Origin of the sequence: Paenibacillus sp. PAMC 26794 (assembly GCF_000316035.1) — a bacterium.
Taxonomy (GTDB): Bacteria; Bacillota; Bacilli; order Paenibacillales; family Paenibacillaceae; genus Paenibacillus.
On record NZ_ANHX01000055.1, the window covers coordinates 116,715 to 143,697 of the forward strand.

Here is a 26,983-nt window from a genome sequence, read left to right on the forward strand (position 1 = left end):
GTACCGGAGGTATATCTCATGCAAACCCTGGAAAGCAATCGATTAATCCTGCGAAATTTCACCGTAACGGACGCAGCCGGACTGTTGGAATACACAGCAAATCCCAGAGTGAATTGTTTTATGGATCAACGAATTTCGACGTTGGAAGACGCGGCGGCAGAGGTCGCAAAAAGAAGCAGTGACGATTCCCACATCGCGGTCTGCCTGAAAGACAGTAACGAGCTGATCGGTGAGCTGTTTGGTATGAGGGAAGATCGGGATTCAGATACGTATCGTATTGGTTGGAATTTTAATGGCAGATTTGAAGGAAAAGGGTACGCCAGTGAGAGCGCCAATGCTTTCATCGAGCATCTCTTTATGGAACAGGGAATAAGAAGACTGTACGCCTATGTTGAGGATGATAACTTCCGTTCCCAGAAACTGTGTGAGAAACTGGGCATGTGCCGGGAAGGTCTTTTTTTGGAGTTCATTTCATTTGTCAAAAATGAGGACGGCACACCGAAATACGAGAATACGTATCAATATGCTTTGTTGAAAAAGGAATGGCTGGCACAGCTTGAATTACAGAAATAAAGAATAACAAGCCTCATCATTCGTTTAAAAAAGTTATAGAAATGAGAACGTACACATATGTATGTTCCACAACAAATACGGCGGCTTCTCCCTGGATAGATTCCAGAGGAAAAGTCGCCGTATTTTTATCATACCAAACACCATTGAACGGGTAATCGTTTATATGCCATAATACACTCAGCTTGAACCTAGACAGTGCTGCCCCAATATTGCTTCGCAATCTTCTGCCCCTGATCAATCTTCGCCCATTGCTGAGCTTCGCTTAATTCGTTACCGCCATCACAGGATGCAAAGCCGCATTGGTGAGACAGCAACAGCCGATCCTTATCGATAATTTTGGATGCTTCGTCCAGCAAACGGACAACACGTGCTTCATCATCAAGTGTACTTGTTTTAGAGGAAAGCAAACCTAATACCACTTCTGTTTCAGGTCTGTCCTTGAACACTTCCAACGCTTCAAGCGAACCCGCACGATCATCATCCCACTCCAGGAAGAAACGATCATACTTCAATTGCTTCAGGAACAGATTCGCAATTTTGGCATACGATCCACCACCCATGTTGCGGGAATCATAATTGCCGCGGCAGTTATGTGTCCACATTTTCAAGCCAAGGCTATGACCAAAGTCAATCACGGTATTATTAATATCAATGAATTCGGTAGCGAGACCCTTTACTTCATCTTGATTAATATTTTCCCCTGTAAACGGAGAGTTCGGGTTGTCGTCTGCAAACAGTTCCCACAAGCAATCATCGAATTGCAGAATTTTACCGCCCACTGCAGCGAATTCCTCCACGAATTCCTTATACGCGATCACAAGACCCTCTTTGAGCTCCTGTATGTTTTGATATACAGAATCCGTACCTCCAATGTTATCTGACCAGGAAAGCTCACCGAAAATATGGGAAGGAGACGGTACGCAAAGTTTCGTTTGTTGCTCGCCAGCCGTGTCTTGCAGTTGTTGAAACAGTTGAATGAAATGATGGTTCTTTCCACTCAATTTATCAGTGATGCGCAGTCCAATATCTTTGCGTGTTTCATACTTCGAAGTTCCGTCCACATCTCTGAAAAAATAGCCGTGATCCGCGATGTAACGCTTCACTCCGCCAAATCCCCATACAAAGTCCAGATGCCACATCGATTTTGAGAATTCGCCATCGGTAACCACGGACAAGTTATGTTCGATTTCCTTAGCGACAACTTGTTTGATTGCCTCTGTCTCACACTTCTCATATCCTTCGTAGTTTTCATAGAACGGATATTGGATATCATCATTATGTTCAATTTGTGTTTTATATTTCAGCAGCTCATCCGGCCGCAATAAACTTCCTACGATCTGGAACTTATCAGTCATGTAAAAAACCCCCTCGTTGTATACAATGATCATATCACGCTGAGAGCAGTTAGAAGGGATACTAAAAAACCATAACTGGTTATAGTTAAAAGCTATATCAAAAGTTATTCAATTTCACACCGTACGACGACGCAGTTCATAAAAATACTGAACGGCTGGATGCTTTAATTTGACCTGCTCCGACATATTTAGAATTCTCTTTTTGCCAACTCGTCTGTCCATTAAAGCCAGAATATTAAACAAGATATCCTTGCTCTCCAGATTATCCTCTATAGAAGTGGATAAATACGTCGTAGCTGCAACGGTAAAATTCGATTTACTAAGTGCGGTCTGAGCCAACAAAAGCTCTTTGGCATGTACGGAGATTTTTCTACTTCTTGCCATGACTTGAAGACGATCCTCGGGAATGGGTCCTTTGGAATCTTTTCGAATAGCTTCAATCTCTTCATCGCTCACAGGAATCATGATCTCCGGATCGCTCTTGATCTCCTGCTCTGTCTGATACCATCGGATTGGGGTTGTTGTATCACTCATGTTGAGTACATTCTTTTTATCTACAGTAATATAACAATTGCCTGATTTATCAGGTGAATAGCGATAGCTGGTAGCACGGTACTCCACCCTTCCAACTAACGCAGGACTAAGAAAACTCTCCAGTTGTTGCTTCAATTTGCTCCAGGACATAAATCCTCCTATTATCAAAAGCCTACCGCATAAATTGCGGCGATCATTTCAAATATTTTTCAATCCGTCTCCAGTATCAACATTCGCCTAAATTATAACATAGCAAAACAAATTGACGATGGAAGAAACCCAGTTATTGGTTTTAAAATTCCCTATGTGATAAAATTGCAGAAAATTATCTGCTTACTTATTAAATCGTCATAGCCTACCATTGGAACATACGTTGTTATTCACAAAGGAGAGGACGAGTGTAATGGCTACGAAGAAAGCAACCTTACCTGCTCATATGGAAAAACTCGTTAAAGATAATGATATCGCAACCGTAAAAGAAATTTTCGAGCAATGCGAATGGGATGCCCGCGGGGGCTACAGCAAAGGTACGGCCCTCAGCTTTCGGCATATTTCGGATGAATTGGTTCGCTGGCTGGTAGAGCAAGGGGCAAACATTAATGCAGGTGACAAATATCAACGCACGCCTTTACATGCCCATGCCTCACACTGGTCAGGAAATGTGCCCCTGTTCCTTGAATTAGGTGCGGATCTGGACGCTGTGGATTACCAAAATGAAACACCGTTACATGCATCGGTCAATGGGTATAGAACCAAAGTGGTTCAAGAGTTGGTAAACCAAGGCGCTACTATTAACGTAGAAAATAAACAGGGAAATACGCCTTTAGCTAAGGGGCTAGTCAATTGCAGCAATAGCGATATAGTCAATCTGACAGAGATTGCCGCAATTCTGCTGGATGCCGGAGCATCGGTCACCCCGGATATGAAAGAATCGGTGAGACGGATCGGTAAGGATTTTGAATTCGTCCGTGAGAAGTTCAATAAGGACAAGGTCGATGAAGTTTCAGACGCGCTGATCAAACTGTACCCGTTATTTGATGTTGAGCCGGTAGCGAATCGGATCATGCACGATGGGACTACCCCCATTCAGGTAAAGGCAACCACTTGGACCAAACAGCACCAAGAGCTGTGGGAATATCTCATTCCGGCCCAAGGCCACGCTCAAACGGTGCAGGGAGAGGTCATTCGCATCACAGGACGTGTATCCCATGAAGTATTGGATAATGGCGGTGGAAACTGGGATGCAGAGTATCGCAAGATGCTGAATTCTCTGATTCGTCACTTGGGCTCTGGTACGCCACTCGCCCCGGCACTGCTCCAAGAGGCAGCAGACTTGGTCAGCAGACTGCGCAATGGATACGACTTTGATGCGCCTGCCAGATTATCCGAGTTGGCTGTGTTATGGGTGCTTGCCAATCCTCAGCCAGTCGCTATAGAGAAGCCAGAGTATACGCGTTAAACAGCAAAGCAAAAAAAGAAGCGGAAAAGTTACCGCTTCTTTTTTTGCTATTAAATCTACCTGAATCATACTCCTATCCATGATTACGTCTTACTCTACTCCACCTGTTCATTACTTTCAAACTGATTGAGCAATTCGCGTACTTTAGAAGTGGTTTTGGCGTTCATCAAGCTGTTTCTCAGCTCACTAGCACCGCGGAAGCCACGAACATAGATTTTGAAAAAACGGGCCAGCGGGCTGAACGAACGTGGTTCAAGCTCGGAATATTGATCATGGAGATCCAGATGCAGCCGTAGCAAATCAAGCAATTCCGTGCTGCTGTGTTCCTTCGGCTCCTTCTCAAAAGCAAACGGATTCTGGAAAATACCGCGTCCAATCATAATGCCATCCACACCATATTGCTCCGCGAGTCTCAGGCCTGTCTCACGGTCAGGAATATCCCCATTAATCGTCAGCAGTGTATTAGGAGCTATCTCGTCACGAAGTTTTTTAATCTCCGGAATCAGTTCCCAGTGAGCGTCTACTTTGCTCATTTCTTCTCTCGTCCGCAGGTGAATGGACAGATTCACAATGTCCTGTTGCAAGATATGGGTTAACCAGTCACGCCATTCATCGACCTCAGTAAATCCGAGACGCGTTTTTACACTGACCGGCAGCCCCCCGGCTTTCGCCGCCTGAATAATCTCCGCCGCAAGGGCTGGCCGGCAGATCAAGCCGCTTCCTTTTCCATTCTCGGCTACATTCGCTACCGGACAACCCATATTGATATCGATGCCTTTAAATCCTTCTTTCGCCATACCGATACTCATCTCACGAAAGAATTCCGGTTTATCTCCCCAGATATGAGCTACAATCGGCTGTTCGTCCGCTGTAAAAGTTAGACGCCCGCGCACACTATGGTGCCCCTCCGGGTGACAATAACTCTCTGTGTTCGCAAACTCCGTAAAAAACACATCCGGTCTGCCCGCTTCACCTACGACATGCCGAAACACAACATCCGTCACATCTTCCATGGGTGCGAGTATAAAAAATGGTCGTGGCAATTCACGCCAAAAGTTTTCCTTTGTCATCTCAAAAGCTCCTCTATACATTCCAGGACAGTCTTTGTCCTCATTAATAGTTAAAATAGTAAAACTCGTAACTCATGCAACTGCTGGCCTATCATTTACATGATCATTCGCAGTTTCGTTGCAATTCACATTATGCTGTCCTTGCTTCTTCACTTATATCATGCAAATGAACTTCCTTCAAACAGCAGTATCTGTTATTACTTCCATTAGAACTTCAGATTATTGAACGTTCGATGATCTCTAAATTGCCCTTTCCCGATTTTATCACGTCTTTATTAGATTTTCAGCCCGATTGCTCTTGCCGAACTGGAAAAGCTCCTCTAAAATGAAGCTCGACAGGCTTTTAACCTGCAAATCGAGATTTTAAGGAGGCCTGAATTATATATGGAAATTTCACTGGATATGATCAAAGACAAAGTCGAATGCTTGCAGGCTTATGACTTTCATGAACTGGCGCGAGCGATTGAAGAACGAATTGAAATCAACAAAGCGCTAATGCTGCGAGTGAAGCAAGTTCAACATCAAGTAACATTTGACCCTATACGTACCAAAATGTTATATAGTGCAGTTGTGCATTTTGCCGTAGATTAATGGACCAAGATTTTCAATAGTGAAAAACAATTCACTGACGCAATTGCATTTAAGCATATCCTATAAAGCATGCAAAAAAGAAGACGCGAATTCGCTCGCGTCTCTTTCCATATCAAACTCCATTTTCTCTTATTAAAACTCCTGCTTAAATAACATCGCCAAGTTTGTTTAAAACGCGGTGTTAAAAGAGGATTTTTGTCACCTGTAATCATATTTTACATAGTTAAATACGGGATCGTACCACTATACAAACAGTCATTTTTGAGGATTAAGGGGGTAATACCATGCAAGAATTAATATTTATGAAGAATTATAAAAACAATGAAGTACTGCGCAAAAGTTTTTTCGAGCTTGCTGTCGACACGTTTGAGATCAATTTTGAAGATTGGTATCAACAAGGATACTGGGGCGAGCGTTACATCCCTTATTCATATGTCGATGGAGACCAGGTTATTGCCAACGTTTCTGTTAACATCCTTGAGCTCATCATTCACGGTGAGAAGAAAAAAGCGATTCAAATCGGCACGGTGATGACACATCCTGATTATCGGGGAAAAGGACTCTCCACACGTTTAATGAATAAAGTTTTAGAGGAATACGAGAACAAGTACGATTACATGTACCTTTTTGCCAATGAATCGGTGCTTGATTTTTATCCCAAGTTTGGATTTAATCCTGTGGAAGAACATCTTTTTTCAATGAATTATACGGCAAAAAAATCACCCGAGCCTGCGAACATCCGAAAACTAAATGTAACTAACGCGGAGGATTTACGTCTTATTCAAAAATTGGCATCGGAAAGATTGCCTGTTTCTCAGCATTTCGCAACCCATCATGCTCAAGGAATACTCATGTTTTATTGCCTGAATGTCTTTAGTGATGATATTTATTACTTGGAAAACGAAAACGTCATTGTTATTTATCAGAAAGAAGACAATCATATTGAGCTCTTCGACGTTGTTAGCTTAAACGAAATGAATATGAAAGATATATTGGATAAGATTGCAGATGAAGATACAGAGAAAGTAACCTTTCATTTCACTCCAGATGCAACAGATGATATCGTTCTAAAAAGTTCGATCACCAATGAAGGTTTATTTGTAAGAACCCATGGTGAACATCTCTACCCTCTGCACGTTAAACATCCGATTACATCTATTGCTTGATGATTTATTTAATAAGACCTACCACCAGACCATACTTAAAAAAGATCAAAAAGGAGCAGGATTTCCCTGCTCCTTCGTTATGTGAAACTTCTTTCTCTCATCAAACGTAAATTCACAAGGTATAATGAAATCAGATGACCGTTCAGCATGATCTTATGACCATCATAATGAAGGAGGGGACATTCGTGGCGTTTATCCCGCTAAACTGCCCCAATTGCAACGGAAAAATCGAATACAAGAAGGATGAGGTTTTAAAGTGTCCCTATTGTGAAACAGAGCTTTTATTGAAGCAAAATCATGTCTATTACGTAGACCAGACTATTAATCATTACCATGGAACGCCCCCTAAAGTACCACCGAAGCAGACTGCCTCCGTAAAGGTAATGCTGATACTGATGTTAGTCCTAACTGGCGCGATCGGTACATATTTTTATTATAGCAACAGCTCCACCTATCCAAAAACAGAAGCCAATCTGCCTGTACGAAAGATGCCTGAAAGCGAGGTTCTGCTCTCATTTTTGCGAGATATCTTTGATAAAGGGTCCGCCTTGCCAACAGAGGAGGAATTGGCTCGTATTCGCTATTTAACCGTAGAGCATTCGGAGAATGATCAGTGGAAGTTTACATATAGCCTCTCCGATCCCTTCAGCGATGAACAAGCCGAGAAGATCACTTATATTACTCAGGACAAGAAACTGAATAGCCAGCGGATTGATCAGCGAGATTTTGAAGCTTTTAAGGGACTGACGGCATTGGACCTGACGAATACCTATGAAATATCCCAGACGGACCAAACCACTTTGGCCCATATGCCCGGATTAAAAAGTTATGGTGGCGCTTTTAACGAATCCTTTAGTACATTTTCGGGCTACTTTGGCGACAAGTCTAAAATTACGGAGCTTACCACTCAGCTTCGCAGCAATCAGGAATTGGCCATGTTGCTGGAATTCCCCAATCTGAACTCTTTATCCATTACCTATGTGGATGAGTCCGTAACAGATTTTCACTTGTTAAACCAATTGCCAATCAAGTCCCTGTCGCTCACCTTTGTCGATGAACTCGGATGGTTGTCGTCCATGACCGGGCTATCATCCTTGTCTATACAGTACAGTGAAACCACAGACCTGCAGCCGCTGTATGCCTTGACCCAGCTTCAGGAGCTTCAGTTGTCCTACTTAACGAACGTAAAGTCCATCGACTTTGTGCAAAATATGCCTGCTCTACAAACACTAGATATCGAAAATGTAAACTTCTCCAGTCTGGAGCACTTGACCGGTAAAAACTCCATTACTACGCTGCGCCTGGCTTCTCTAAGTGAGCTTGGCTCGGTAAAGGCCATAAACAGTCTGCCCTCTCTGCGGGAATTAATGTTGTCCGGTTACTACAAGAATGCAGAAGCGCTGACACTGCCTAAAGTAGAGCGAGTGGAAATTCCAAGCTCCTTTCTCCCCGGGCTAAAGGCCCCGGCTACAACCAGTCTGACGCTCCGTGGCGGAAGTGGGGAATTGAACTTGGCTGCGCTGGGGAAATTCCCGAAACTGGAGCAACTCTCGCTCTGGGAGATCGATGAAATAACCCGTCTTGCCGCCTTGGACGGCTTGTCCCGCCTAGAGACCTTAAACATTTACGACTCGTCACTGTTCAAAGAAAGCGATGCCTTATTTCGTTTGAAGCAGGTGAAATCTTTGGTTTGCTCCGAGTGTAGGCTGAACTTTGAACAAAAGGCGGCCGCGGAGAACAGCGTACTTGAACATTTGACCTTAAACCAGTCATATTTTAGCATGAACAATACCTCTGTTACTGAAATTGATCAAATGATGCCTTACTTTGCCAAAATGTCCGCTCTGCGTTCCTTCACTCTGCAAGACAGCAATTTGGCTTCTCTCGAATTTATGAGTAAATGGAAGGCCATAGAAGAGCTTCATCTCGAGAACAACGCCATTTCCAATATCGAGACCCTAAGCCAGCTGCCTAATCTGCAAAAGGTATATCTATCCGGTAATTCCGTACAAAACAAATCTGTGGTTGGCGCGAGTGTGCATGTGTATTAGACAAGAAGGGGTTCGAGAATTATGTATAAATTCTCGAACCCCTTATGTTTATGTTTAGCTTTCTAACCATCATCGCTACACTCCAGAACGCTGCGGATTGACCGTGCCAAAGATATGATACGGTGTTATCCCCTTTGAAAATAGACTATCGATCAGTTTGATCAATTCCTCCGACGATAGATCTTTGTCGTTGCGTATCCAAAGACGAAACATAGATATTAATGTCGAAATGTAAAACTCAATGATATATGGTGCCAAGACATCATCTGTTGGAAAATCCACAATCAATCGCTCAAAGGGAATTTCTCTTTTCAAGCGTTCCACAAAATGAACAGAACCATAGTCGCCCAATATAGCTTTAAGAACTGAAATCTCCTCTGCATTTTCTAAGCATTGAAGTGCATCTTGAATAGTATGTGTAGAAAACTCTCTGCCTGCCATTTCCTCCTTAATGGATTTCAAAATACGCTCTTCAACGCAGTCCAACAACTCATAGATATCTGTAAAGTATTGATAAAATGTACTCCGATTATATCCTGATTGGTTAGCAATCTCTTGAATAGATATTTTTTCGATGGGTTTTTGGCTATATAAATCGCAGAATACATTTATGAATGTCTGCCTTGTTTTGTCCGTAATTTCAGGTTGCTTTTTCATTATTTGCCTCCGTTTGCTGTTCGATCAATTATCCGACAGATATTAAAAATCTGATGGTTGATGACCGTATAGTGAATCAATACAATAATATTATACAACACGTTGTTGGATCATCAACAAGGATGAATATTGATTATTAGGAGGCTAAGATGAGAATTTTATTTTTCGGTAGAGGTGTAATATCGACCCAATACGCGTGGGCTTTCGAAAAGGCAGGCCACACCATTGAGTTTTACGTTAGAAAAGGGAGAAAAGAAACCTTCGGAAGTCATATAGCGCTTGAAATGTGGGACGCACGAAGAGCGAAACGGTTAATCAAGGAAAACTGGAAAGTCAAGCTGCATGAGGAGATAAGCCCAAATTACGATCTTATTATTGCGAGTGTCAACACGAAACAACTTCCCGAAGCAGCACAATTACTATCGACTACCGCGGGTAACACCCCGATCCTTATATTCAATAATATTTGGCAGGATTTAAAATCATCGATCTTGCCCTTGTCTATGAACAATGTTGTCTTTGGTTTCCCAGGAGCAGGAGGCGGCATTGAGGACAATAAGCTTAGGGGCGGCTTCTTAAAAACGATATTTCTGGAAAAACCACGTGTAGGCACGGAACAGATAAACAACAAGGTCAAAGAACTATTTGAAAGCGCCCATTTTAAAATCAATTGGATAAAGGATATGCAAAGCTGGCTATGGAATCACTTTGCCATGAATGCGGCGATGGAGGCCGAGGTGTTAAAACGGGGAAGTTTTCCAGCACTTATGAATCATCGTGACTCATTCGCAAATGTTGGTAAGAATATGCGGGAAATGGCACCTGTACTTAAAGCAAGAGGCGCAAAGATGGACGCGATTACTCTACTGTTGACCAAAATTCCATCAGCACTTCTCGGCACGCTGTTTAACAAGGTTATTTTTGCAAAGGGCAACTTACCGCGACTTTTCATTGAATACAACAATAGTAAAGCCGGTTTTGCAGTACTTGAAGTTGTGAGAGAAGCAAAAAAGTTAGGTATACCTTCACCACGTCTTACTGCGGCATTTGCAAACACTGAGCAACAACACAAAGCTATTGAAAAAGGATAAACTGGAAAACTTGATATTGTTCAGACCAACATCAACTCTACTAATGGTTATAACAACTATAGCCCGAGCTTTAGAAGCTTCGGGCAAAGTAATTTATTAAAACAGGTAAATGTAGCTTCAAAACACTACACCCTAACCCACATCGCTACACTCTCCACATGCTCTGTATGTGGGAACATATCCACCGGCGTTACCTCAACTGTGCGATAGCCACCATCCTCCAGCACAAGAAGATCACGTGCCAACGTACTCGGATTACAACTCACATACACCACTCGCTCCGGCTTCATCTCCAGGATCGTTTCCAGCAAACGTGGATCACAGCCCTTGCGCGGTGGATCAACTACGATCACATCAGCTTCAATACCTTGTTCTTTCTAGCATGGAATACCGTCCTCGGAAGCACCAACTTCGAACTTCACGTTACGCATCTCGTTCAAGAACGCATTGCTGCGAGCATCTTCAATCGCTTCGGGCACGATCTCCACCCCGTATACCTGATCCGCATGTTGCGCCAGGAAAAGAGAGTTCGTTCCACTCTGTGATGTAATCTGCGAAAGAAGCAAAGCTATACTGCGCCCCCTTGGATACAACATCTGGCTTTTTAAGCCAAGAATTTTCACTCTTAGATAGAGAGGTTTTTTCAATGAGTTGAGTTTTCGGATTTTCGAGCTGAAATTTAGTTTTTTCTGTTTTTGTCAGATATGCCTGTTCGATGAGATATTCTCCACTTACTCTTTCATAAAACCAATGTGTTCTGCGTTGTGACCCTCCTATATTTGGAGCCCACACACGCTGTGAATTGCTTTTCATTTCTTTATGATATGGATTATTTGGAGAAAAGTCAGACCTATTTACTTTATTTTAAGTATTAGCATATTCCGAGACCTTTGATACAAAATTATATTGCTTCTCTTTTTCTTTAACTACTGATAATTTCATTTGAACTGAGACTTTTGATACATCTAATTTAGAATTTTTCTTAGCTGCATAAATTGATGATGTAGTTTGAGCACCATTTACAATTTGAAAATCTATGATTTTACTAATGTTTCCCTGCTCATCAAACTCTACTTCAATAGCTGTAGCTGTGATTCCGTTGTTGTAAGCAAAGAACAATTCAGCATAGTATTCGATCGAATTTCGAATTCCTTTGTTAACACCACCTTTAAATTGAAGAAAAGTCCTTACATTTTGCTCAAAAAGCCTCTGTCCGAATTAATCATAGATCTTTACAAGATCATCACCTGTCATAAATGAAAGATAAGACGGCCTCGTTGAACTAACGGGACACGGTAGTTCAGAGGGAAAAAGAAAAAGAGGGGTTAATTGCCCCTCTTTGCTATTTCCGCCAATACATCTCAACTATTAGTCTTTCCTGACCAACAGTGAGTAACACTCCACATGACTAGTGTGCTGTAACAAAATCAAAAAAAACACGGCATCTCTGCCGTTTGTGTTTAAAGTGTTGATGCAGACAGCGGCGGCGGCTTCTCTGTTCGCGGCGGTTTTCATACGATGAAAAGACACATGCACAGTATGCCTGTTGAAGCGGCTCATTTCTAGCAATATTAGATGTGATTTTACCTGAAAGCCTTTAACATTAAGAATAATTGATTATTAAAATGTACTTCATTCGTATATATTTTTGTAAATAAACCAATGCACTTGTCTATGATTTCCCCAGTGAACTTTTGGGACATGATGGCTTTATTCGAATAGATCCTTACTGTCTTCCAGTCATGAATAATTTGGTCCAATAACGGGTCAAGCGTATGTTTTGCATTGATATGATCAATGTTGTACTTATAGAGAGTATTTAACCTGTATTTCTCAGAACATTTTCTATAAATAGTACTGCTCAGTGTTTCTATAATCGTTTCATTTTTTATAATGAGCTCGTAATTTTCTGCCAACAACAGTATATTATTCAAACTTTCCGTTATTTCATTTTGATACCTGCACATATTTTCTACGAATGTATTGATGGTTGTGTGTGCTAAATTCTTATTGTTCAAGATCTCATGATTACCGGGGGGCACTAGCGCATATTCCCAAAAGTAGTCTGGCATCTTTACGTGTTCCGAAGTCATACATGACCATTTAAATTCTGAAAATGGCAGAGAATATTGTCTGTATTCTGTAATATCATCAACCGTATATATTTCCTCGTTCGTAAGATTGAAGCCATAGACAAAAACAGGGTGCAGTCCATGTTTTTTGTTATAGTAAAAGTCTCTCCCGCGTTGATAAAATAAATCAATAAATATGGAAATCGGATGACCACTTGAAATAGAGTTTATGATCTCATCTTGTAACGTATCTAGTTCAGGGGATTTTTTACGAATAGAGATCCCCATTTCCTCAAGGATCTGATCTCCCTCCTCAAGATCCAACACCTCTAACTTGAAATATCCTCTTGTTTGTATTTTTTGTTTATCAAATCTATAAATACTAATAACATTATTCAAAATCGGCAACTCATCTTTTTCAAAATATCTGGCAAGCGTTAACAACAAATTGTAGCCGCAATTAAAATAAGGAAAATTATGATGAGGATACATTTTTGTCATGCCGTCGAAGGGCTGAAAGGTGTCCAGGGAAATAATTTCTTCCATAAAATATTTCTCCTATACTAAAATTATTGTTGATATTACGGCTATATTACCTCTTAACAAGGTTCATCATACGGTATTGCCGCGTTCCAGCCTTCATCTCTTCATATTTCTTCGAGCCGGGCAATGCGATGAATTCATTGATATCTCCAATATTTGTGCTCGCTTTGGCGTTGCTCGCAATCCCTTGTGTGCCAGTACGCTGCTTCGCACTCTCATCACATGATAGAAGAACATTCGAAGTCACATCCTGATTGCGGATTACAGACAGGCCTGCTTCCTCTAACAGCCTGATGTTCTGCGCTACCTGATCTCCCAGCATCAGCTCCGTATACAGAAATACGCCGCCAACTCTCATTATCCGGTACACCTCTTCATAGAATCGTGATCGGTTCGGATAGGCATGTGCGGATTCTATATTTAACACCACATCGAAGCTCTCGTCTGCAAACGGTATATTCTCCGCATCGCCGACGAGATACAAAGATTCACCCCCTCGGGATTTGGCATTGCAATAGGCAATATTCGCCGGGCAGATGTCGAGACCGACAATAGACAGCGGCTTGAAATATTTAGACAGAGCTGCTATGTTCCCTCCCCTGCCACATCCGATGTCGATCACCTGCCGCTCCCGAATCGCCGTCCTGCCCACTGTCTCAAGCAGCAGCTTGACCGAGTTTCTATTCCATGCATCGTCGGGCTCGATCACCGCATGTTGCTCATTCCCGTGCGGGACGTAACCATAATTTAAGAAGGTGGCGAATCGGCCTATACCGGACAGCGCAAGAGAGTGCGAAATCTCGCTATAATCCCGAATTTCAGCCTCTTTCCGGTTCCATTCGGAAGGGTGGACATACTGCTCACGCCGGTCGAGCATCGATACATAACGGTCATCGTTCGTATATACCGCATCGCAGCTGCAGCATTGCAGCAATGCCTCCGACTGGACCAGCACGCCCTTGCAGCTGGAGCATACCAACCTTGCATGTAGATGTTGTAGCATGACTATCACCCAGCCGACGTATGCATTTGATTCAACGCGTACACATTATAGTAATTTGGGATATTCAAATCTTCGTAGTAATCGATCACGGCATAGAAGCCGTTGGTTTGGAAGATGTTCTCGAGCCTGCTGATCTGCTCTCCGTCCAGTCCGTGTACCTCCATTACAATTTGCCTGATTTTGCCCCAATCTTCCGGTTTGATTCCTTCCAGCACCTCGAACTCACTTTTTTCCACGTCGATTTTGAGAAGATCAATTTGGTTCAGATCATAAAAACGGATCATTTCGGAGATCGTAGTTAGCTTGCAACGATAGATTTGTTCATTCAGAAGCTTCGGCGACATAAGATGATCGACAAAGCGGTTTAGCATTCGCGGGTCAGCGAAATTATCTTCGTAATGGTTGATTAACCCGTATCGGAGATCTTGATCGTGGTTCTCCCTGTATTTGATCTGGACAGAGTCCGTGGACATCGTAGGAAAATAGGCAAACTCCGCTTCCTTGATCTCATTGGAAAGCCCGACGTTAACCGTCGTTACGCGAGGAAGCGAGCTCGTATTCATCTTCAAGAGTTTAAACGTCGGAGGCAGTGGCTCAAAGGCATACACCCTGCAGTCACTCTTGCTGCTGACATATAGGCTGAACATGCCGATATTAGCCCCGACGTCCAGGACCGTGCCATGATCCGGAAGCGTAATCCCGTGCTTGAAATACATCTCCTTTTGGAAAATCTCGTTGTAGAGAAACTCGGTCTCTCCTTCGTTGTTTTGATAGATTTCAATCCCGTTGTGCAGCCGTTTCTTTGTAATGGCCTCTGTCTGCAATGGATGACGCTCATGCTCCGTCTTGCTCATTCAATTCACCTTCTCAACAATTTGTTTGTAGGGCATTTCTCTAACTGCTGGCGCTTTCATAGCGTTTGACGGCCAGCTTCCAGAACAGCCTGACCACTAGAAGCGATATAACGGGAGCTACAAAAATCCATATCCCAAGGAACAAGTCCAATCGATCGATCAAATAAACCGACGGCATGTTGGTGATGAACAAGATCGGCACAACATACAGCCCTATTCTCCGCAGCCATTTGGGGTATATGTACATCGGCATATTGTTCAAATCCCAACATTTGTCGAGTATTTCGAAGATCGAACCGGATTTCACCGTCCAGAAGGCAAGGATTTGCGGAAGTAGAAGCACCGAATAGGTCACGATCGTGCTACTCAAGATCACGCCGATATATCCGGCCACGTGGATCAAGCTTGGCTCGATGTCAAGACGCCGCCAAGCCAGTACGATCATCGTGATCCCGGCGATCAGGTTCGGGATCGGAAACGCGAAGTTAACGTGCCGGAATGAAATCATGAACTGCAGCGAAAGCGGCTTCGTCATATACAAGTCCAGCGTCCCGTTGCGGATATGGCCGGCGAATCTATAAAAGTTATCCATAAACAGTCCTGTATAGATTGCGATCATAATCGTATAGGTCCCCGTGAAGATCAACATCTGGTCAGGAGAAATGCCATTGATTTCGATCCCGAGCTGGAAAACGAACAAGATATAGATCAGCTTGGAAAACAGAAATACGGTCTCCATGATCAAACCGGAGTAGAAATTCGCTTTGTATTCCATGTAACCGACCAAGCTGTTCTTTGCGAAAATAAAGAACATACGTACATGCTTCCGAAACTCCGTCAAGCTGATACTCACAGATCTAACCTCCAACGGCTACATATTTCCTCATCCCGGAATCCCACGACAACTTCGAAATCATCATAAGCACAATTACCCAGACCGCTTGTAAGAGGAGTCCGCGCACGATTTCATGAATCGCCATGCTCCCATTGATGATGTTAACCGGGAAGAATACGACATATTGAAACGGTAAATAGCTGGAGATTCTGGCAAACGTATCTCCGAAAATATTAAGCGGAAAGATGGCACCACTTAGCAGATAGACGCCTTGATTGAACGCGATATAAACGCCCCAAACCTCGGTAATGATGAACGCGAGAGCACTAATCGAATAAAAAAGCAGGAAGTTGATGAGCAGTCCGAACAGAATGCTGACCAGGAACATAACGATCTGCACCCCTCTAAGCTGAAACCCCCAAATCTGAGTAAAAACGATCATCAGTATGACGAATAAGACAAGGACGACCCCGATCTGAACCGTTTTCCCACCGAAAAAATTGCATATCCGATAGCTGAAATAATGAATGGGCTGAGCGATAAATTTGCTCAGTCCACCCGTCTTGATATCATTCGCGATTTCCCCTTCGAAGCCGGCAGAAACCAGCTTGGAGACGACGCCGGACAACACGGAATAAATGATGATCTGTGAATAAGTATAGCCATTAATAATCTCTTGCGGCGAACTGCGAAACACGGCCGTCCAGAGGAAGCATTGGACAAGAATGATGAAGCCGCCGCTGATGATACTCATAAAGAAATCGGTCCGATACTCCATCGCATTCTGAAGCGCAAGGATGTACGTCCTTTTATACTTCTGTAAGGCTTTCATGTCTGACCCCATCTTTCTGATACAAGCTTTCGATGCCCCGCTCGACAGGTATATCTTCAACTGTGAAATCAAGGATCGGGAACCGGTCCAGCATCATCTTGGAAAGCCGCTGGAGGTCATGCTTATCGATCTCCATGACGGCATTCATGCCGTCATGTTGCATGATAGCGCCATAGTCGCTTAGCGCTTGCCTCGGCACTTCGTCCGTAAATTGCAGCTTGATGATCTTTTTTGCATGAAACAGCTCGTTCACACGCCGAAGATCGCCGTCGTATACGATCTTCCCTTGATTGATGATGATTGTTCGTTTGCATAAATCCTCAATATCCGCCATATAGTGGCTTGTCAGAATGACCGTTGCTTTCGTCTGCTGGTTATAATACTTCAGGAACTCCCGAATGCGCTTCTGCGAAATCAGATCGAGTCCGATTGTAGGCTCATCCAGAAAAATCACCTTAGGCCGGTGGATGAGCGACGCAATTAACTCCATCTTCATCCGTTCCCCCAGCGAAAGCCTACGTACCTGAATATTGAGCAGATCTTTAACATCAAGTATCTCCGTAAGCTCATCCAGGACAAGGTTGTAGGGCTTATCCTCGACCTCATAAATGCATTTGTTCAGGTACAACGATTCGTTCGCCGGTAAATCCCACCACAACTGCGATTTCTGCCCCATCACGATCGAGAACTGCATCTTGAATTCTTTTTTTCGCTCCCAAGGGACATAGCCTAATACCGTAGCTTGCCCGCTTGTCGGATACAAGATGCCGGACAGCATCTTAAGCGTAGTTGTTTTGCCGGAACCGTTCGGGCCTAAGAACCCGACCATCTCGCCTTGCTCGATTACAAGTGATATCTCGCTAACCGCTTCTTTGATCAGTGATTTCCGCTTCACTAAATTTTTTAGCGATTTTTTGAAACCCAATTCTTTTTCGTAGTAATTGAAGCTTTTGGATAAGCGTTCCACTTGGATAATGCTCACTGGTTCACCTCATTTATGCTCATGTAGAATAGTTAAACACCGTGCAAATGCAAGACACTGCACTTGGAACATGCCGGTGTCAGTCGTTCATCCATCATTTCCCTTATCCTTCTGTAGGTCATGCCGTGCCATAATTCCTGTACGGACGCTTCATTTAATTTGCCGATCTCGAACTCCTTAAAAAATTTGCATGCAACAATCGTTCCATCGGGCGTAATATCCATCCGGTTCGAGAGAGCCAGGCACTTCTTGTTCATCGTGCCTTTACTCCTCACCTCTTTGCCGAGCACGAAATCTTCGATCTGGTCATAATCCAGATTCGGCTGGTAGCGTAAACGCATTTTCCAGACCCGATTATTCACCCGGTCCAACTCGCTCATCAAAGCAGGGATACGCTCCGGATCGAGCTTGTAGTTAAAGGCGTGCCAGCTTCGTTCGCCCTTGTGCTCGCTCGCCGGAAGGAAGTCGAACTTCTGGTCAAAGTAATCGTCCATTCCCTGCGTGCATTCGTCCGAGATGTACCACGGGAAGCAGACCATGACCATATCTACACCGACGTCCTCCAGAAAGTCCAGCAGATCGTAAAGCTTGTCGGTCATAGCATCGTTAACGACGGTATGGATCGTAATTTTGCCCCTGAATCGGTTTTCCTTGCGCAGCTCGACTAGCATCCGAATAGCATCTATCGCCTTGTTGAATACCCCTTTGCCGCGAAGCGCATCATTCTCTTCTTCGAATCCATCAAGTGCAATGAGCAGCTCCAGATTGTCGGAGATTCTCAGCAAGGCGTCCAGCTTTCGCTCGATCAGCATCGCGTTCGTGCAGATCGTCGTCTCGCGAGGATGGGCTTCAAGCAAATCGGCCAAACGGTCGAAATGGCTGTATACGAGCGGCTCGCCGCCCCAGATATAGAGTCTCGACTTGGCTGGTTCCGTCTCAAGGATCAGCTTCTCCAGCAGCCCGTAGTCGAGCTGTTCCCGCTGCTGCTCCGGTGTCATAAAGTGATGGTAGCCGGTGTCGTTCCATTGATAGCAATGCTTGCAGCGCAAGTTGCATTGGTTCGTCAGTTTAATCCCGACCGACTCTGGCAACGGTGTCGCGTAACCCGCTATTTTCTCCATGTTCCGCTTTGTTTCCACCGTATTCTTGATAGTACGTTTCAATATTTGCAAATCCTTTGGGGAATGTTTAATCTCTGATTTTGGATTCATATCAACACACCCTTCTTAAACTTATTAGGTCATTCACATGAATCAATAGATATAATACCTTGAACAAGCCGTACAAATCGGAAGCATATTTTTTTTCATATACGCGCGATAATCTTTGTACTTGTCACTACTCCAGATATCCAGCAAACTCTCTTCGTTCACGTTGCCGAAGGTCAAATCATAGAAGGCATGGCAGGGCGAAACGTCACCCCTTGCCGTAATCTCCGCATAAACCCATGGAAGGGAGCACCGATTTCGTTTATCAGCCATCTGATGGAATTGCCCCGAGAAATAGTTACTCAAATTTTGTTCATCTATCGTCTTCGGATAGGTGATCACATGGATGCTGTTTTTCAAGCAATACGCTTTAACATTATTGAGCTGTCTCGTCAATTCCGGAATATCGATCTGGCTGAACGAACTGGTGTCCCGCCACACCATCCCCTTGGCATAAGGAGCTTCATGAACGTCGAATTTGTCACTAAGAACCTCCACATATTGGGCATACTGCTCTTCCGTTGCATAGAGTTGCACTTCCATGCTGATATGGTCCAACATTGACAAGTCGATATGCTTAAAGAAAAATTCCTCAACGTACATATAGTTCAAGGGCGTAATGATAAAGGATACACCCATTTTCGGAAATTGCTTGCCCTTGCTTTCCCGAAGCTCATAAAGCTTCTCGATCCCCTTGATTACTTTCTTGAATACGCCTTTGCCTCTCTGCTTATCGTTGATTTCCTCAGGGCCGTCGAGCGACATCCAGATCTTATTTGGAGCAGTCTCGACAAGCATCTCGGCATGCTGCTCAAGCAATGTGCCGTTCGTGGGGAAGTCCGCTTTACTTCCATAGTGATTGATCATGGCGAGAATGTCGCTCAGCCAAGGGTACATCAGCGGCTCGCCGCCGAAGAAATCGTAATACGGCTTGCCCGGGCTGCACTCGACGATGATCTTTTTAATGAGATCCGGATCCAGATGCGCTAACGTTTTTTTGCTTTTGTAGGGCCCTTCGAGTCCCCACTCATAGCACATCTTGCATCGTAAATTACACTCCTCCAACAGCTGCATGACGATCCATCTCGGATAGCTTGTCTTTGTCTTATCTTGGACGACACTCAATTTGTTTACACTCATCGCATAACCCCTTCTGCCATTGAAATCTTACCCCTTCGTTAACGCGACTCTCGCACAATAATGATCCACATAATTCGTCCGTTCTCCGGGTCTGTTCATGATCGCTTGATGCATCTCCCTAAGGACCTCTACGGAAAAATCCATCTCCCGCCACTTCTCGTAGCGTATTCCGAACCCCAGTGATTCCCACAATTCCAAATTGCTAAGCTCGTGACTTCCGAACGGCTCCAGCAGAATAAGAGGGGTTTCGGATGCAAGCGAGTCGATTAATGTGCCCGCTCCCGGCTTGGCCACGATAGCCATCGCCTCCGAAGCGATATCGAATAACCAATGATGATCAACCTCAGCGGCGTATGACTTCGTGTCTTCTCCCGTTATTTCGATGTATGGCGGAAACTCGTGCAGGCCGTTCGCACTCTTCACCCATGCACACCATTCCGGATCATTCATCCAATATCGGTGATCGGGGTCGGGCTTCGCTTCCTTCCAATCGTAAGCTACGATATCAAGCCCATAGTTATGGCCGGCAAGCTCTGGAATTGTACTTTGATAAGTGCCCATCCCCCAGCCGCCGCCATGAACAACAAGCCGCCGCTTCCTTGAGTCGAAGGGCAGTGCAGTACGATGAAGAACTGGGATTTCGCATCGAATCTCCATCTTGTCAGTGTCATAGAGACAAGCATTGTAATAATACTCGTCATAGCTAGAATGAAACTTCTTCAAGCTCTTCCAAGACGGGGCCAGATCTGAATCGACGTAGAGCAGGTCTACATGAATTTGATTCGGCAGCATCTTCTCCCTATACAAATCCAGAATATAGATCCAGTGTCCGGATAACGATATGAATTCGTACCGGTCTTCCGCTTTCCACGCCTCCAGCAATAGCTCGACCTGGGCATAATCAATGCTGTTGCGTATATCCATCGGCATTCGGGCCGATAAATTGGCAAGTGCGAAATTATTGTGGTAAGCCTTTCTGCTGTCTACAATATGATCCATCTTGTCTTGCTCCAAATAGCTTTCGAACACGAGCACTTCCGTCGCGATATCCCTATTCTCGAAATCACTTGCAGCTAACAGACCGGGAATATAGAAACCCAGACCGAAACCCGAGCATAGAATCGTCACTATCCGCTTACCCATAAAATTTCTTCCTCCATTCATGGCTTCAAGCGCTTCGGACTGAATCAGCCAACGATCTTGAAGGATAACGACGACAGCACCTCCTTAACCTTAGCGGTCAATCGTTCGTTATCCCATTCCCCCTGGATCAACGAATAATATAATCTGCCTTTCACCTGCTTATTCCGGATCCCCTTGCACTCGCTGACAACTTTGTTAATAAGGAGCGTATTCGCGCTTAACGGTAAAATACCGAATCCTCGATCAGGCTTATATAGAACACCCTCGCGGTCCAGCGATTCAAGCAATTGATCGAATGATACATCGCATGCAAACTGTAAAGTCGCATGCGTCATGCTCCCGGCCGTGTCGTGCTTCTTCAGGTAGCGGTCAACGTAATGCTTGATCAGACTCATCGATCTTCTTGCATTCACCTCAACAATCGGAACGATGCGGCCGTCTGTCAACAGCATAGAATCGACGCATACGTCGCCGTGATAACCCGACCGATAAAGCTCGCGAGCCGCCCGTTTCATTACATCAAAATACTTCGCTTCCTGCAGCATATGAAGCAACCTATCGTCTGCTGTATAGGAGCCTTGGTAAGCGAAATTGTGATTAACCAACTGCTGCACTGAGATATGTCGGTAAGTACCGTCCGAATCGATGTGGAATTGGCAAGAAAAATCCAATTCCTTGCGGAGGAACGGCTCAATAATAAACCGAACCGTTTTTCCCTTGCTGCACTGATCGGCGACATAAGATGTGACTCGCTGCAAAATCGCTTCCGACTCGATCAGCAAATTCCCTTTCCCGGATACCCCAAACTCATCTTTGATCAGGAAGGGTCCTTGATTCAGCAAAGTCAAGCCGCTTGCCAGCAGCTCTTCGGGAGAATAGACCGTCTGGCTGTCACACCGAAGATCAAGGCGACGGTTCAATTCGGTTGAATACAGCTTCGAATTGACAGTCTGAACCGTTTCGATAGCTGGAAAATCCTGTTCCAGCCCGTAACGCGTTGCAGTACGATCCGCCCCCGGAATGACGGCAAAGGGCGACAACCGGGCGCCGTCCAGCAAGTAGAGATCCATGTCACCCATTCGATCGGCTGATGTGAGCAGGTCGAATATATTGGCGGTTCTGCCTACGCTTCCTACATCAGGACTCTCGAGATCGGTTGAATTGGAAAGAAATTTAAATCCGATCTCATGCAAATACTCTTTATGGCAAACGTTCATTCGATAGCGAGTAATGAGCTTATCCTGCGCCTCGCAAAATGGGAAGAGCAGCTCATCCATGGCCATCACGATATTCTCCATTTCAGGATCGTGAAACGACGGCAGTTTGGCTAGATTAGGGTCGCGCCAGAAGCGTTCCGCATCAAATGTCCCCATAATGAGCTCGAACTTGCGTCTATCGTTCATACAGGCGCTGTTTTCTGCAGCTCCGAGATATAATTGCAGAAGGTCGTTACCGACTCCATAAGATTGAAGTCGAATTGTTCAAAATCGATTTCAATACCGAAACGCTCTTCCACCTGTAGTACAAAAGTAATTAGCTGTAAAGAGTCCAATCCCCCGTCTTCCATGATGTTCGAATGCTCGTTCAAACTGTTTGCCAGTTGGGCGTCTTCCTTGATTTCGCATATCAACGCTATGATCTGTTCTTGCATAGGTACCTCCCGTTTAATGGATATATTGACCCTGGTAATAATGGATCGTTCTAGCGAGTGCATCATGCAAACTGATCGCCGGTTCCCAGTCCATAATCGTCCTTGAAATGGTAATATCCGGCTTCCTTCTCCTTGGATCGTCTTCCGGCAGCGGGAGAAACTCTAACTGCGCGTTGGACTTCATTAGCTCCTTCAATATTTGGGCGACTTCAAGTATGGTGACTTCCTCCGGATTCCCCAAATTGACTGGCTGTTCATACGTGGTGCTCAGCAGTCTCACAATCCCTTCCAGCAAATCGTCGATATACTGAAAGCTTCTCGTCTGTCTGCCGTCGCCATAAATCGTAAGGTTTTGCTTGGACATGATTTCATTAATGAAATTGGTAATGACGCGTCCGTCATTTAAATCCATCTTCGGGCCGAATGTATTGAAGATCCGAATGACCCTTACCGGTACACCGTATTTCCTGTTCATCCAGTAGGTGATCGCCTCTGCATACCGCTTCGCTTCGTTGTAGCAGCTTCTTGCTCCAACCGAATTCACGTTGCCATAGTAGCTCTCCGGCTGAGGGTGAACAGTTGGGTTACCGTAGATCTCGCTTGTTGAAGCCAAGAAGAAAGCAGCCTGCTTTTCTTTGGCCAGATACAGCAGATGCATCGTCCCTTCGCTGTTGACCCTCATCGTTTCGATCGGATAGGACAAATATTTGGGCGGACTGGCAGGACTTGCAAAATGCATCACCCAATCGACAGGGCCTTCAATTGCGAGCGGATAAATGACGTCATGCTCGATAAACTTGAAATTTGGCGACCGTAAGAGATTGTCTATGTTGACAGTAGACCCGGTCAGAAAATTATCGACGCCGATAACGGTATGGCCTTCCCGCAGCAGCCTCTCGGCAAGGTTGGAACCGATGAAACCTGCGACTCCTGTTAATACAATGAATATTATGATCCCCCCCCTTGCTTAAGGTTTGTGAAACCACTATTAATTCAATCGAACAGATATGGTTCTATGCATGAATCACAAGATGTCGGGTCAAATTCTAGGAGAGATTCTTGAGGTGAGTGGATTCGCTGTGGTTGTGCCGGAAAAAAGCGCTTGAAGCAATGCGGATCGTTGAAAGACAAGAAGGCAATAGGCTGTCAGCAAACGGAATCTTTAAAACAAGAGCAACGGTTTGGCTTACTCAATACGCTGTATCGCAACGATTATAATCCCGGCATCACTCCCTCCATAAATATGCCCTGATCACCACCGGCTTCGGGTTAAGGATTCTATTCGGGTACAAGAAGAGATATCCACAACTGACATCATCTGCTCCCTCAACATTACTGAATGCCTACCTTCTTCAGCCATCGTTCAAGGAATATGGATTCTTCATTTTCTATATTCGTTATCAGCGTTTGTAAGCTTTCGGAAATACTCGTATCCTTTGTCAAATTATATTTAATCGCTAGATTCACAAGGATCTTTGCCTTAAGTTCAATGGCTGTGAATTCATCTATATGCTCTTGATTTAATTTAATTAAATTCCGATTATCGTACAAGTACTTGAGTCTTAGCGTCATTATCTTCTTATGATCATAAAGTAAATGAAAGGGTCTTATATCAAGCATAACCTTATGTTCCAATGTCTCTTTCGCATAATTTAATAGAGTTGTGTATATTTGCATGCCGAAGTCAAGATTATCCCTGTCGCCCCCATAGTTGAACATCTGCCAATACTCCGGCGTTTGCTTAGTGAAATAATTTCTTATAGAATTCACTAGGGTATCTGAACTGAATTTATCCTGATATTGATCATTGAATCTATACAGATAAACCATTTCTCTAAGATAATCATGATTGGTTGTTAGATGATTCGTGTCGAACGCAAGATTGAAATCAGTAAATGATATCTCAGCCTGACTATACACGCCGTTCTTAAAGAAATCGGAAACATACAACATCTCTCTATCCAAATCATAGCCGTAAACAAATATGTCATGATGCAATTGAAGTTTATTGTAGCGATCGCTTAGGGGCACGTAGAAATAATTGATCATGGTGTGGACATAGTTATTAGCATTAATATTTTCTATAATAAAATGAATAACAGAGTCCCATTTAGTTGTTACAGTATCTCTATGTATCTTTTGAGTAGTAATCCATTTGCACGCATCCGAAGGCCGTAGCTCATAAGTCACAGGAAAATAAAAATCTCCCCAATGATGTTTATAATCTTTGTTAATAAACAATTGGATATAATTGCTAAATATCCATGGGTGTGCGCACTCGTAATGGGTAAGTATGGACAAGAGATGAGCATGTTGCGTATAGGTTGTAATCATCGGATAACTGACCGGCAATATTTTTCTGCCTAACGTTTGAGTTGAATTCTTCAACCTTTCGTTCACCCCTAGTTATTTGGTTAAATGGCTTAAGGATTCCGAATCAGTATATCTCATTTAGCAATAAGCGCTTCGTACTTGCCCTGTCCAGTTTTCCTGTTTTTGTTTTTGGAATGTTATCTATAATCCTCCATTGTCTAGGCACTTTATACGATGACAAATGCAAGTTGCAATGTCGTGTCAGTGCATCTATATCAACAAGGCATTCATTAAAAACTTTCAGAAATGCGATGGGAACTTCGCCTAACAGATCATCGTGTACACCAATAACCATGACCTCCTCAACTTCTTTCAAGCCGTACAAAAATTCCTCGATTTCTTCCGGATAGATATTGATACCGCCGGATATAATGATATTCTTCTTTCGACCTGTGAGTATAAGACACCCTGATTCATTCCAATATCCCAAATCTCCTGTCTTTAACCAACCCTCAACAATGGTAGCGTTCGTTAACTCCGGGTTTTTGTAATAACCGAGCATCACATTCGGGCCCTTGACCCAAATTTCTCCGATAGCTGCTCCTTCAACCTCATTCTCTTCTTCGTCAACAAGACGAATAGAAACGTCATTTATGGGTGATCCACAGGATAAGCAGCGCTCTCCCCGTTCCATCATGCTCACTCGCGGAGAAGCTTCAGTCAATCCATAGGTTTGAATAATGTCCGCGTGAGGAAATACAGTCTGAAGATGGTCTACTAATTTCGCGGGAATCGCCGCACCGCTAATTACAATAAATTCAATTGAATCAAAGGCACTCCAGTTCTTTGTCTGATGGAAATCGGAAACAAAGTGCATCAATTGCGTAGGCACCGCTGAGAATGCCGTGACCGCCTTATTCTGAAACAGTTTAAACGCTGTGCGCGGCAGCAAGGGCAAGCTGATAAGTTTAATTCGGGTTCCATATAGCATGCAAGAAATCAATTGCGTGACAATCGTAGAACTGAAATGAACGGGCATCGTTACAAGAAACGAATCTTGATCCGTATACCCCACCTTTCCGCCATGTGCCAACGCATTCGTTAATACATTCCAATGGGATAACATAACGATTTTAGATTTTCCGGTTGTGCCCGATGTAGGAAGGAGAATCGCACATTGATTGGGATCGGACTGATTTGTTAACGAGATCGATTCGAACGAAGGCATTGGTTCTTGCGATAAATCCTGAGCGGTAACCCAAGGAATGTCGCAATTTAAATGCGCAGGCTGTGCATATTTGCTGATAACCAATTTGGCGTCACTGGCATTTAAAATATTTTCAATTTCAGTATTGGATGCCGAATAAGGAACCGGTACTAACACATAACCGCAGAATTGAATGCCAAGCGCCGCAATAATGAACAAGGGCTCATTATTTGTGTATAATGCAAGATGACTTCCGGACTCAAGTTCAAAATTCTTGTGGATATATAAAGAAATCAAGTAAGCTTCTGTCATCACTTCTGCGTAAGTCCATTGCTGCTTTAGATCTTCAAGGATAATATGATCTTGGCGATCAGAGGCCTCCAGAAATAGACGCTGAATGATAGTCATCATAGCGTTTTCACAGTCAAATAATTAAGGATTAATCCAGCCGTGGAGAACTTCTCAAATAACAGATCTTCATCAGGGATCGAGATGTTAAACTTCGATTCCATTAAAACAATAAGCTTGATGAAGCCTACTGAATCGATCCCTTGGTCCAACAAACGGGTATCGTGGCCTTCCGGATACTCGATGTCCAGCTCAGCAAAAATTTCATCTCTCAAGATAGATTCTATTGATTTAGACATCATATT

The 26,983-nt window shown here is 43.8% G+C and carries 25 protein-coding genes and 2 pseudogenes; 6 read left to right on the top strand and 21 right to left on the bottom strand.

What is annotated here, in order from left to right; genetic code table 11:
• Window positions 1-18 precede the first annotated feature (18 nt).
• Complete coding sequence (locus D829_RS0119620) at window positions 19-573, top strand: GNAT family N-acetyltransferase (protein WP_017690629.1); 555 nt, start codon at window positions 19-21, stop codon at window positions 571-573.
• Window positions 574-761: 188 nt separating this feature from the next.
• Here the strand turns inward: D829_RS0119620 and D829_RS0119625 are convergent, their stop codons facing one another.
• Both D829_RS0119625 and D829_RS0119630 read right to left on the bottom strand, forming a co-directional pair.
• Complete coding sequence (locus tag D829_RS0119625) at window positions 762-1,928, bottom strand: cobalamin-independent methionine synthase II family protein (RefSeq protein ID WP_017690630.1); 1,167 nt, start codon at window positions 1,926-1,928, stop codon at window positions 762-764.
• 114 nt (window positions 1,929-2,042) lie between these two features.
• Window positions 2,043-2,612 (bottom strand): hypothetical protein, encoded by a 570-nt coding sequence (locus tag D829_RS0119630; RefSeq protein ID WP_017690631.1) that lies wholly within the window; start codon window positions 2,610-2,612, stop codon window positions 2,043-2,045.
• A 253-nt stretch (window positions 2,613-2,865) separates the two neighbouring features.
• On the opposite strand from D829_RS0119630, the gene D829_RS0119635 reads away from it, so the two are divergent.
• Window positions 2,866-3,921: an ankyrin repeat domain-containing protein gene (locus D829_RS0119635; RefSeq protein ID WP_017690632.1), complete on the top strand. Its 1,056-nt coding sequence runs from the start codon at window positions 2,866-2,868 to the stop codon at window positions 3,919-3,921.
• A 95-nt stretch (window positions 3,922-4,016) separates the two neighbouring features.
• Here D829_RS0119635 and D829_RS0119640 read toward each other — a convergent pair whose 3' ends face one another.
• Window positions 4,017-4,991 (bottom strand): tRNA-dihydrouridine synthase, encoded by a 975-nt coding sequence (locus D829_RS0119640; RefSeq protein WP_017690633.1) that lies wholly within the window; start codon window positions 4,989-4,991, stop codon window positions 4,017-4,019.
• Window positions 4,992-5,375: 384 nt separating this feature from the next.
• Between D829_RS0119640 and D829_RS0119645 the strand changes: the two genes are divergently transcribed.
• The 3 genes from D829_RS0119645 (at window position 5,376) to D829_RS0119655 (ending at window position 8,799) form a co-directional block, all read left to right on the top strand.
• A complete protein-coding gene (locus D829_RS0119645; RefSeq protein ID WP_017690634.1) occupies window positions 5,376-5,582 on the top strand; it encodes a DUF2536 family protein in 207 nt (68 codons plus the stop codon).
• A 284-nt stretch (window positions 5,583-5,866) separates the two neighbouring features.
• Window positions 5,867-6,748: a GNAT family N-acetyltransferase gene (locus tag D829_RS0119650; protein WP_017690635.1), complete on the top strand. Its 882-nt coding sequence runs from the start codon at window positions 5,867-5,869 to the stop codon at window positions 6,746-6,748.
• Window positions 6,749-7,143: 395 nt separating this feature from the next.
• Entirely contained in the window at window positions 7,144-8,799 is a 1,656-nt protein-coding gene (locus tag D829_RS0119655) for a leucine-rich repeat domain-containing protein (RefSeq protein WP_241230798.1), read from the top strand.
• 75 nt (window positions 8,800-8,874) lie between these two features.
• On the opposite strand, the gene D829_RS0119660 is transcribed toward D829_RS0119655, so the two are convergent.
• Window positions 8,875-9,456, bottom strand: coding sequence for a TetR/AcrR family transcriptional regulator (locus D829_RS0119660; protein ID WP_017690637.1), 582 nt, complete (start codon window positions 9,454-9,456; stop codon window positions 8,875-8,877).
• A gap of 149 nt (window positions 9,457-9,605) precedes the next feature.
• Between D829_RS0119660 and D829_RS0119665 the strand changes: the two genes are divergently transcribed.
• Window positions 9,606-10,547: a 2-dehydropantoate 2-reductase N-terminal domain-containing protein gene (locus D829_RS0119665; protein ID WP_017690638.1), complete on the top strand. Its 942-nt coding sequence runs from the start codon at window positions 9,606-9,608 to the stop codon at window positions 10,545-10,547.
• 125 nt (window positions 10,548-10,672) lie between these two features.
• Here the strand turns inward: D829_RS0119665 and D829_RS33025 are convergent.
• The 17 genes and pseudogenes from D829_RS33025 to D829_RS0119755 all read right to left on the bottom strand — a co-directional run.
• Window positions 10,673-11,083, bottom strand: a pseudogene (locus D829_RS33025) (methyltransferase domain-containing protein); the annotation flags it as partial.
• Window positions 11,010-11,696: pseudogene (locus D829_RS33030) on the bottom strand (AIPR family protein). The pseudogenes D829_RS33030 and D829_RS33025, both read right to left, overlap by 74 nt.
• Window positions 11,697-12,130: 434 nt before the next feature.
• Complete coding sequence (locus D829_RS0119685) at window positions 12,131-13,165, bottom strand: hypothetical protein (protein WP_017690642.1); 1,035 nt, start codon at window positions 13,163-13,165, stop codon at window positions 12,131-12,133.
• A 46-nt stretch (window positions 13,166-13,211) separates the two neighbouring features.
• Complete coding sequence (locus D829_RS32590) at window positions 13,212-14,165, bottom strand: class I SAM-dependent methyltransferase (protein ID WP_017690643.1); 954 nt, start codon at window positions 14,163-14,165, stop codon at window positions 13,212-13,214.
• 5 nt (window positions 14,166-14,170) lie between these two features.
• Window positions 14,171-15,019 (bottom strand): FkbM family methyltransferase, encoded by an 849-nt coding sequence (locus D829_RS0119695; protein WP_017690644.1) that lies wholly within the window; start codon window positions 15,017-15,019, stop codon window positions 14,171-14,173.
• Between the two features lie 40 nt (window positions 15,020-15,059).
• Entirely contained in the window at window positions 15,060-15,872 is an 813-nt protein-coding gene (locus D829_RS0119700) for an ABC-2 family transporter protein (protein ID WP_017690645.1), read from the bottom strand.
• Between the two features lie 4 nt (window positions 15,873-15,876).
• Window positions 15,877-16,686 (bottom strand): ABC-2 family transporter protein, encoded by an 810-nt coding sequence (locus D829_RS0119705; protein ID WP_017690646.1) that lies wholly within the window; start codon window positions 16,684-16,686, stop codon window positions 15,877-15,879.
• Window positions 16,664-17,668 carry an ATP-binding cassette domain-containing protein gene (locus tag D829_RS0119710; protein ID WP_017690647.1) on the bottom strand — a complete coding sequence of 335 codons (1,005 nt, stop codon included), beginning with the start codon at window positions 17,666-17,668 and terminating at the stop codon, window positions 16,664-16,666. Before D829_RS0119710 ends, D829_RS0119705 begins: the two co-directional genes overlap by 23 nt.
• 32 nt (window positions 17,669-17,700) lie before the next feature.
• Window positions 17,701-18,879: a radical SAM protein gene (locus tag D829_RS0119715; protein WP_017690648.1), complete on the bottom strand. Its 1,179-nt coding sequence runs from the start codon at window positions 18,877-18,879 to the stop codon at window positions 17,701-17,703.
• 42 nt (window positions 18,880-18,921) lie between these two features.
• Complete coding sequence (locus tag D829_RS0119720) at window positions 18,922-20,016, bottom strand: radical SAM protein (protein ID WP_017690649.1); 1,095 nt, start codon at window positions 20,014-20,016, stop codon at window positions 18,922-18,924.
• Between the two features lie 27 nt (window positions 20,017-20,043).
• Window positions 20,044-21,159, bottom strand: a complete 1,116-nt coding sequence (locus D829_RS0119725) for a hypothetical protein (RefSeq protein ID WP_017690650.1) — start codon at window positions 21,157-21,159, stop codon at window positions 20,044-20,046.
• Between the two features lie 44 nt (window positions 21,160-21,203).
• A complete protein-coding gene (locus D829_RS0119730; protein WP_017690651.1) occupies window positions 21,204-22,562 on the bottom strand; it encodes a hypothetical protein in 1,359 nt (452 codons plus the stop codon).
• Window positions 22,559-22,810 (bottom strand): acyl carrier protein, encoded by a 252-nt coding sequence (locus D829_RS0119735; RefSeq protein WP_017690652.1) that lies wholly within the window; start codon window positions 22,808-22,810, stop codon window positions 22,559-22,561. The genes D829_RS0119730 and D829_RS0119735 overlap by 4 nt, the downstream gene beginning before the upstream one ends.
• Before the next feature lie 13 nt (window positions 22,811-22,823).
• Window positions 22,824-23,765 (bottom strand): NAD-dependent epimerase/dehydratase family protein, encoded by a 942-nt coding sequence (locus tag D829_RS0119740; RefSeq protein WP_206537065.1) that lies wholly within the window; start codon window positions 23,763-23,765, stop codon window positions 22,824-22,826.
• Window positions 23,766-24,142: 377 nt separating this feature from the next.
• Window positions 24,143-25,198 (bottom strand): hypothetical protein, encoded by a 1,056-nt coding sequence (locus D829_RS0119745; protein WP_017690654.1) that lies wholly within the window; start codon window positions 25,196-25,198, stop codon window positions 24,143-24,145.
• A gap of 49 nt (window positions 25,199-25,247) precedes the next feature.
• On the bottom strand, window positions 25,248-26,741 hold the full coding sequence (locus D829_RS0119750) for a class I adenylate-forming enzyme family protein (RefSeq protein WP_081595052.1): 1,494 nt from the start codon (window positions 26,739-26,741) through the stop codon (window positions 25,248-25,250).
• Window positions 26,738-26,977 (bottom strand): phosphopantetheine-binding protein, encoded by a 240-nt coding sequence (locus D829_RS0119755; protein ID WP_017690656.1) that lies wholly within the window; start codon window positions 26,975-26,977, stop codon window positions 26,738-26,740. Before D829_RS0119755 ends, D829_RS0119750 begins: the two co-directional genes overlap by 4 nt.
• Window positions 26,978-26,983: the final 6 nt, after the last annotated feature.

Coding starts and splice junctions, on each gene's coding strand:
- D829_RS0119620 (WP_017690629.1), top strand. CDS start 19: ATGCAAACCCTGGAAAGCAATCGATTAATCCTGCGAAATTTCACCGTA.
- D829_RS0119625 (WP_017690630.1), bottom strand. CDS start 1,928: ATGACTGATAAGTTCCAGATCGTAGGAAGTTTATTGCGGCCGGATGAG.
- D829_RS0119630 (WP_017690631.1), bottom strand. CDS start 2,612: ATGTCCTGGAGCAAATTGAAGCAACAACTGGAGAGTTTTCTTAGTCCT.
- D829_RS0119635 (WP_017690632.1), top strand. CDS start 2,866: ATGGCTACGAAGAAAGCAACCTTACCTGCTCATATGGAAAAACTCGTT.
- D829_RS0119640 (WP_017690633.1), bottom strand. CDS start 4,991: ATGACAAAGGAAAACTTTTGGCGTGAATTGCCACGACCATTTTTTATA.
- D829_RS0119645 (WP_017690634.1), top strand. CDS start 5,376: ATGGAAATTTCACTGGATATGATCAAAGACAAAGTCGAATGCTTGCAG.
- D829_RS0119650 (WP_017690635.1), top strand. CDS start 5,867: ATGCAAGAATTAATATTTATGAAGAATTATAAAAACAATGAAGTACTG.
- D829_RS0119655 (WP_241230798.1), top strand. CDS start 7,144: ATGTTAGTCCTAACTGGCGCGATCGGTACATATTTTTATTATAGCAAC.
- D829_RS0119660 (WP_017690637.1), bottom strand. CDS start 9,456: ATGAAAAAGCAACCTGAAATTACGGACAAAACAAGGCAGACATTCATA.
- D829_RS0119665 (WP_017690638.1), top strand. CDS start 9,606: ATGAGAATTTTATTTTTCGGTAGAGGTGTAATATCGACCCAATACGCG.
- D829_RS0119685 (WP_017690642.1), bottom strand. CDS start 13,165: ATGGAAGAAATTATTTCCCTGGACACCTTTCAGCCCTTCGACGGCATG.
- D829_RS32590 (WP_017690643.1), bottom strand. CDS start 14,165: ATGCTACAACATCTACATGCAAGGTTGGTATGCTCCAGCTGCAAGGGC.
- D829_RS0119695 (WP_017690644.1), bottom strand. CDS start 15,019: ATGAGCAAGACGGAGCATGAGCGTCATCCATTGCAGACAGAGGCCATT.
- D829_RS0119705 (WP_017690646.1), bottom strand. CDS start 16,686: ATGAAAGCCTTACAGAAGTATAAAAGGACGTACATCCTTGCGCTTCAG.
- D829_RS0119715 (WP_017690648.1), bottom strand. CDS start 18,879: ATGAATCCAAAATCAGAGATTAAACATTCCCCAAAGGATTTGCAAATA.
- D829_RS0119720 (WP_017690649.1), bottom strand. CDS start 20,016: ATGAGTGTAAACAAATTGAGTGTCGTCCAAGATAAGACAAAGACAAGC.
- D829_RS0119725 (WP_017690650.1), bottom strand. CDS start 21,159: ATGGGTAAGCGGATAGTGACGATTCTATGCTCGGGTTTCGGTCTGGGT.
- D829_RS0119730 (WP_017690651.1), bottom strand. CDS start 22,562: ATGAACGATAGACGCAAGTTCGAGCTCATTATGGGGACATTTGATGCG.
- D829_RS0119735 (WP_017690652.1), bottom strand. CDS start 22,810: ATGCAAGAACAGATCATAGCGTTGATATGCGAAATCAAGGAAGACGCC.
- D829_RS0119750 (WP_081595052.1), bottom strand. CDS start 26,741: ATGATGACTATCATTCAGCGTCTATTTCTGGAGGCCTCTGATCGCCAA.
- D829_RS0119755 (WP_017690656.1), bottom strand. CDS start 26,977: ATGTCTAAATCAATAGAATCTATCTTGAGAGATGAAATTTTTGCTGAG.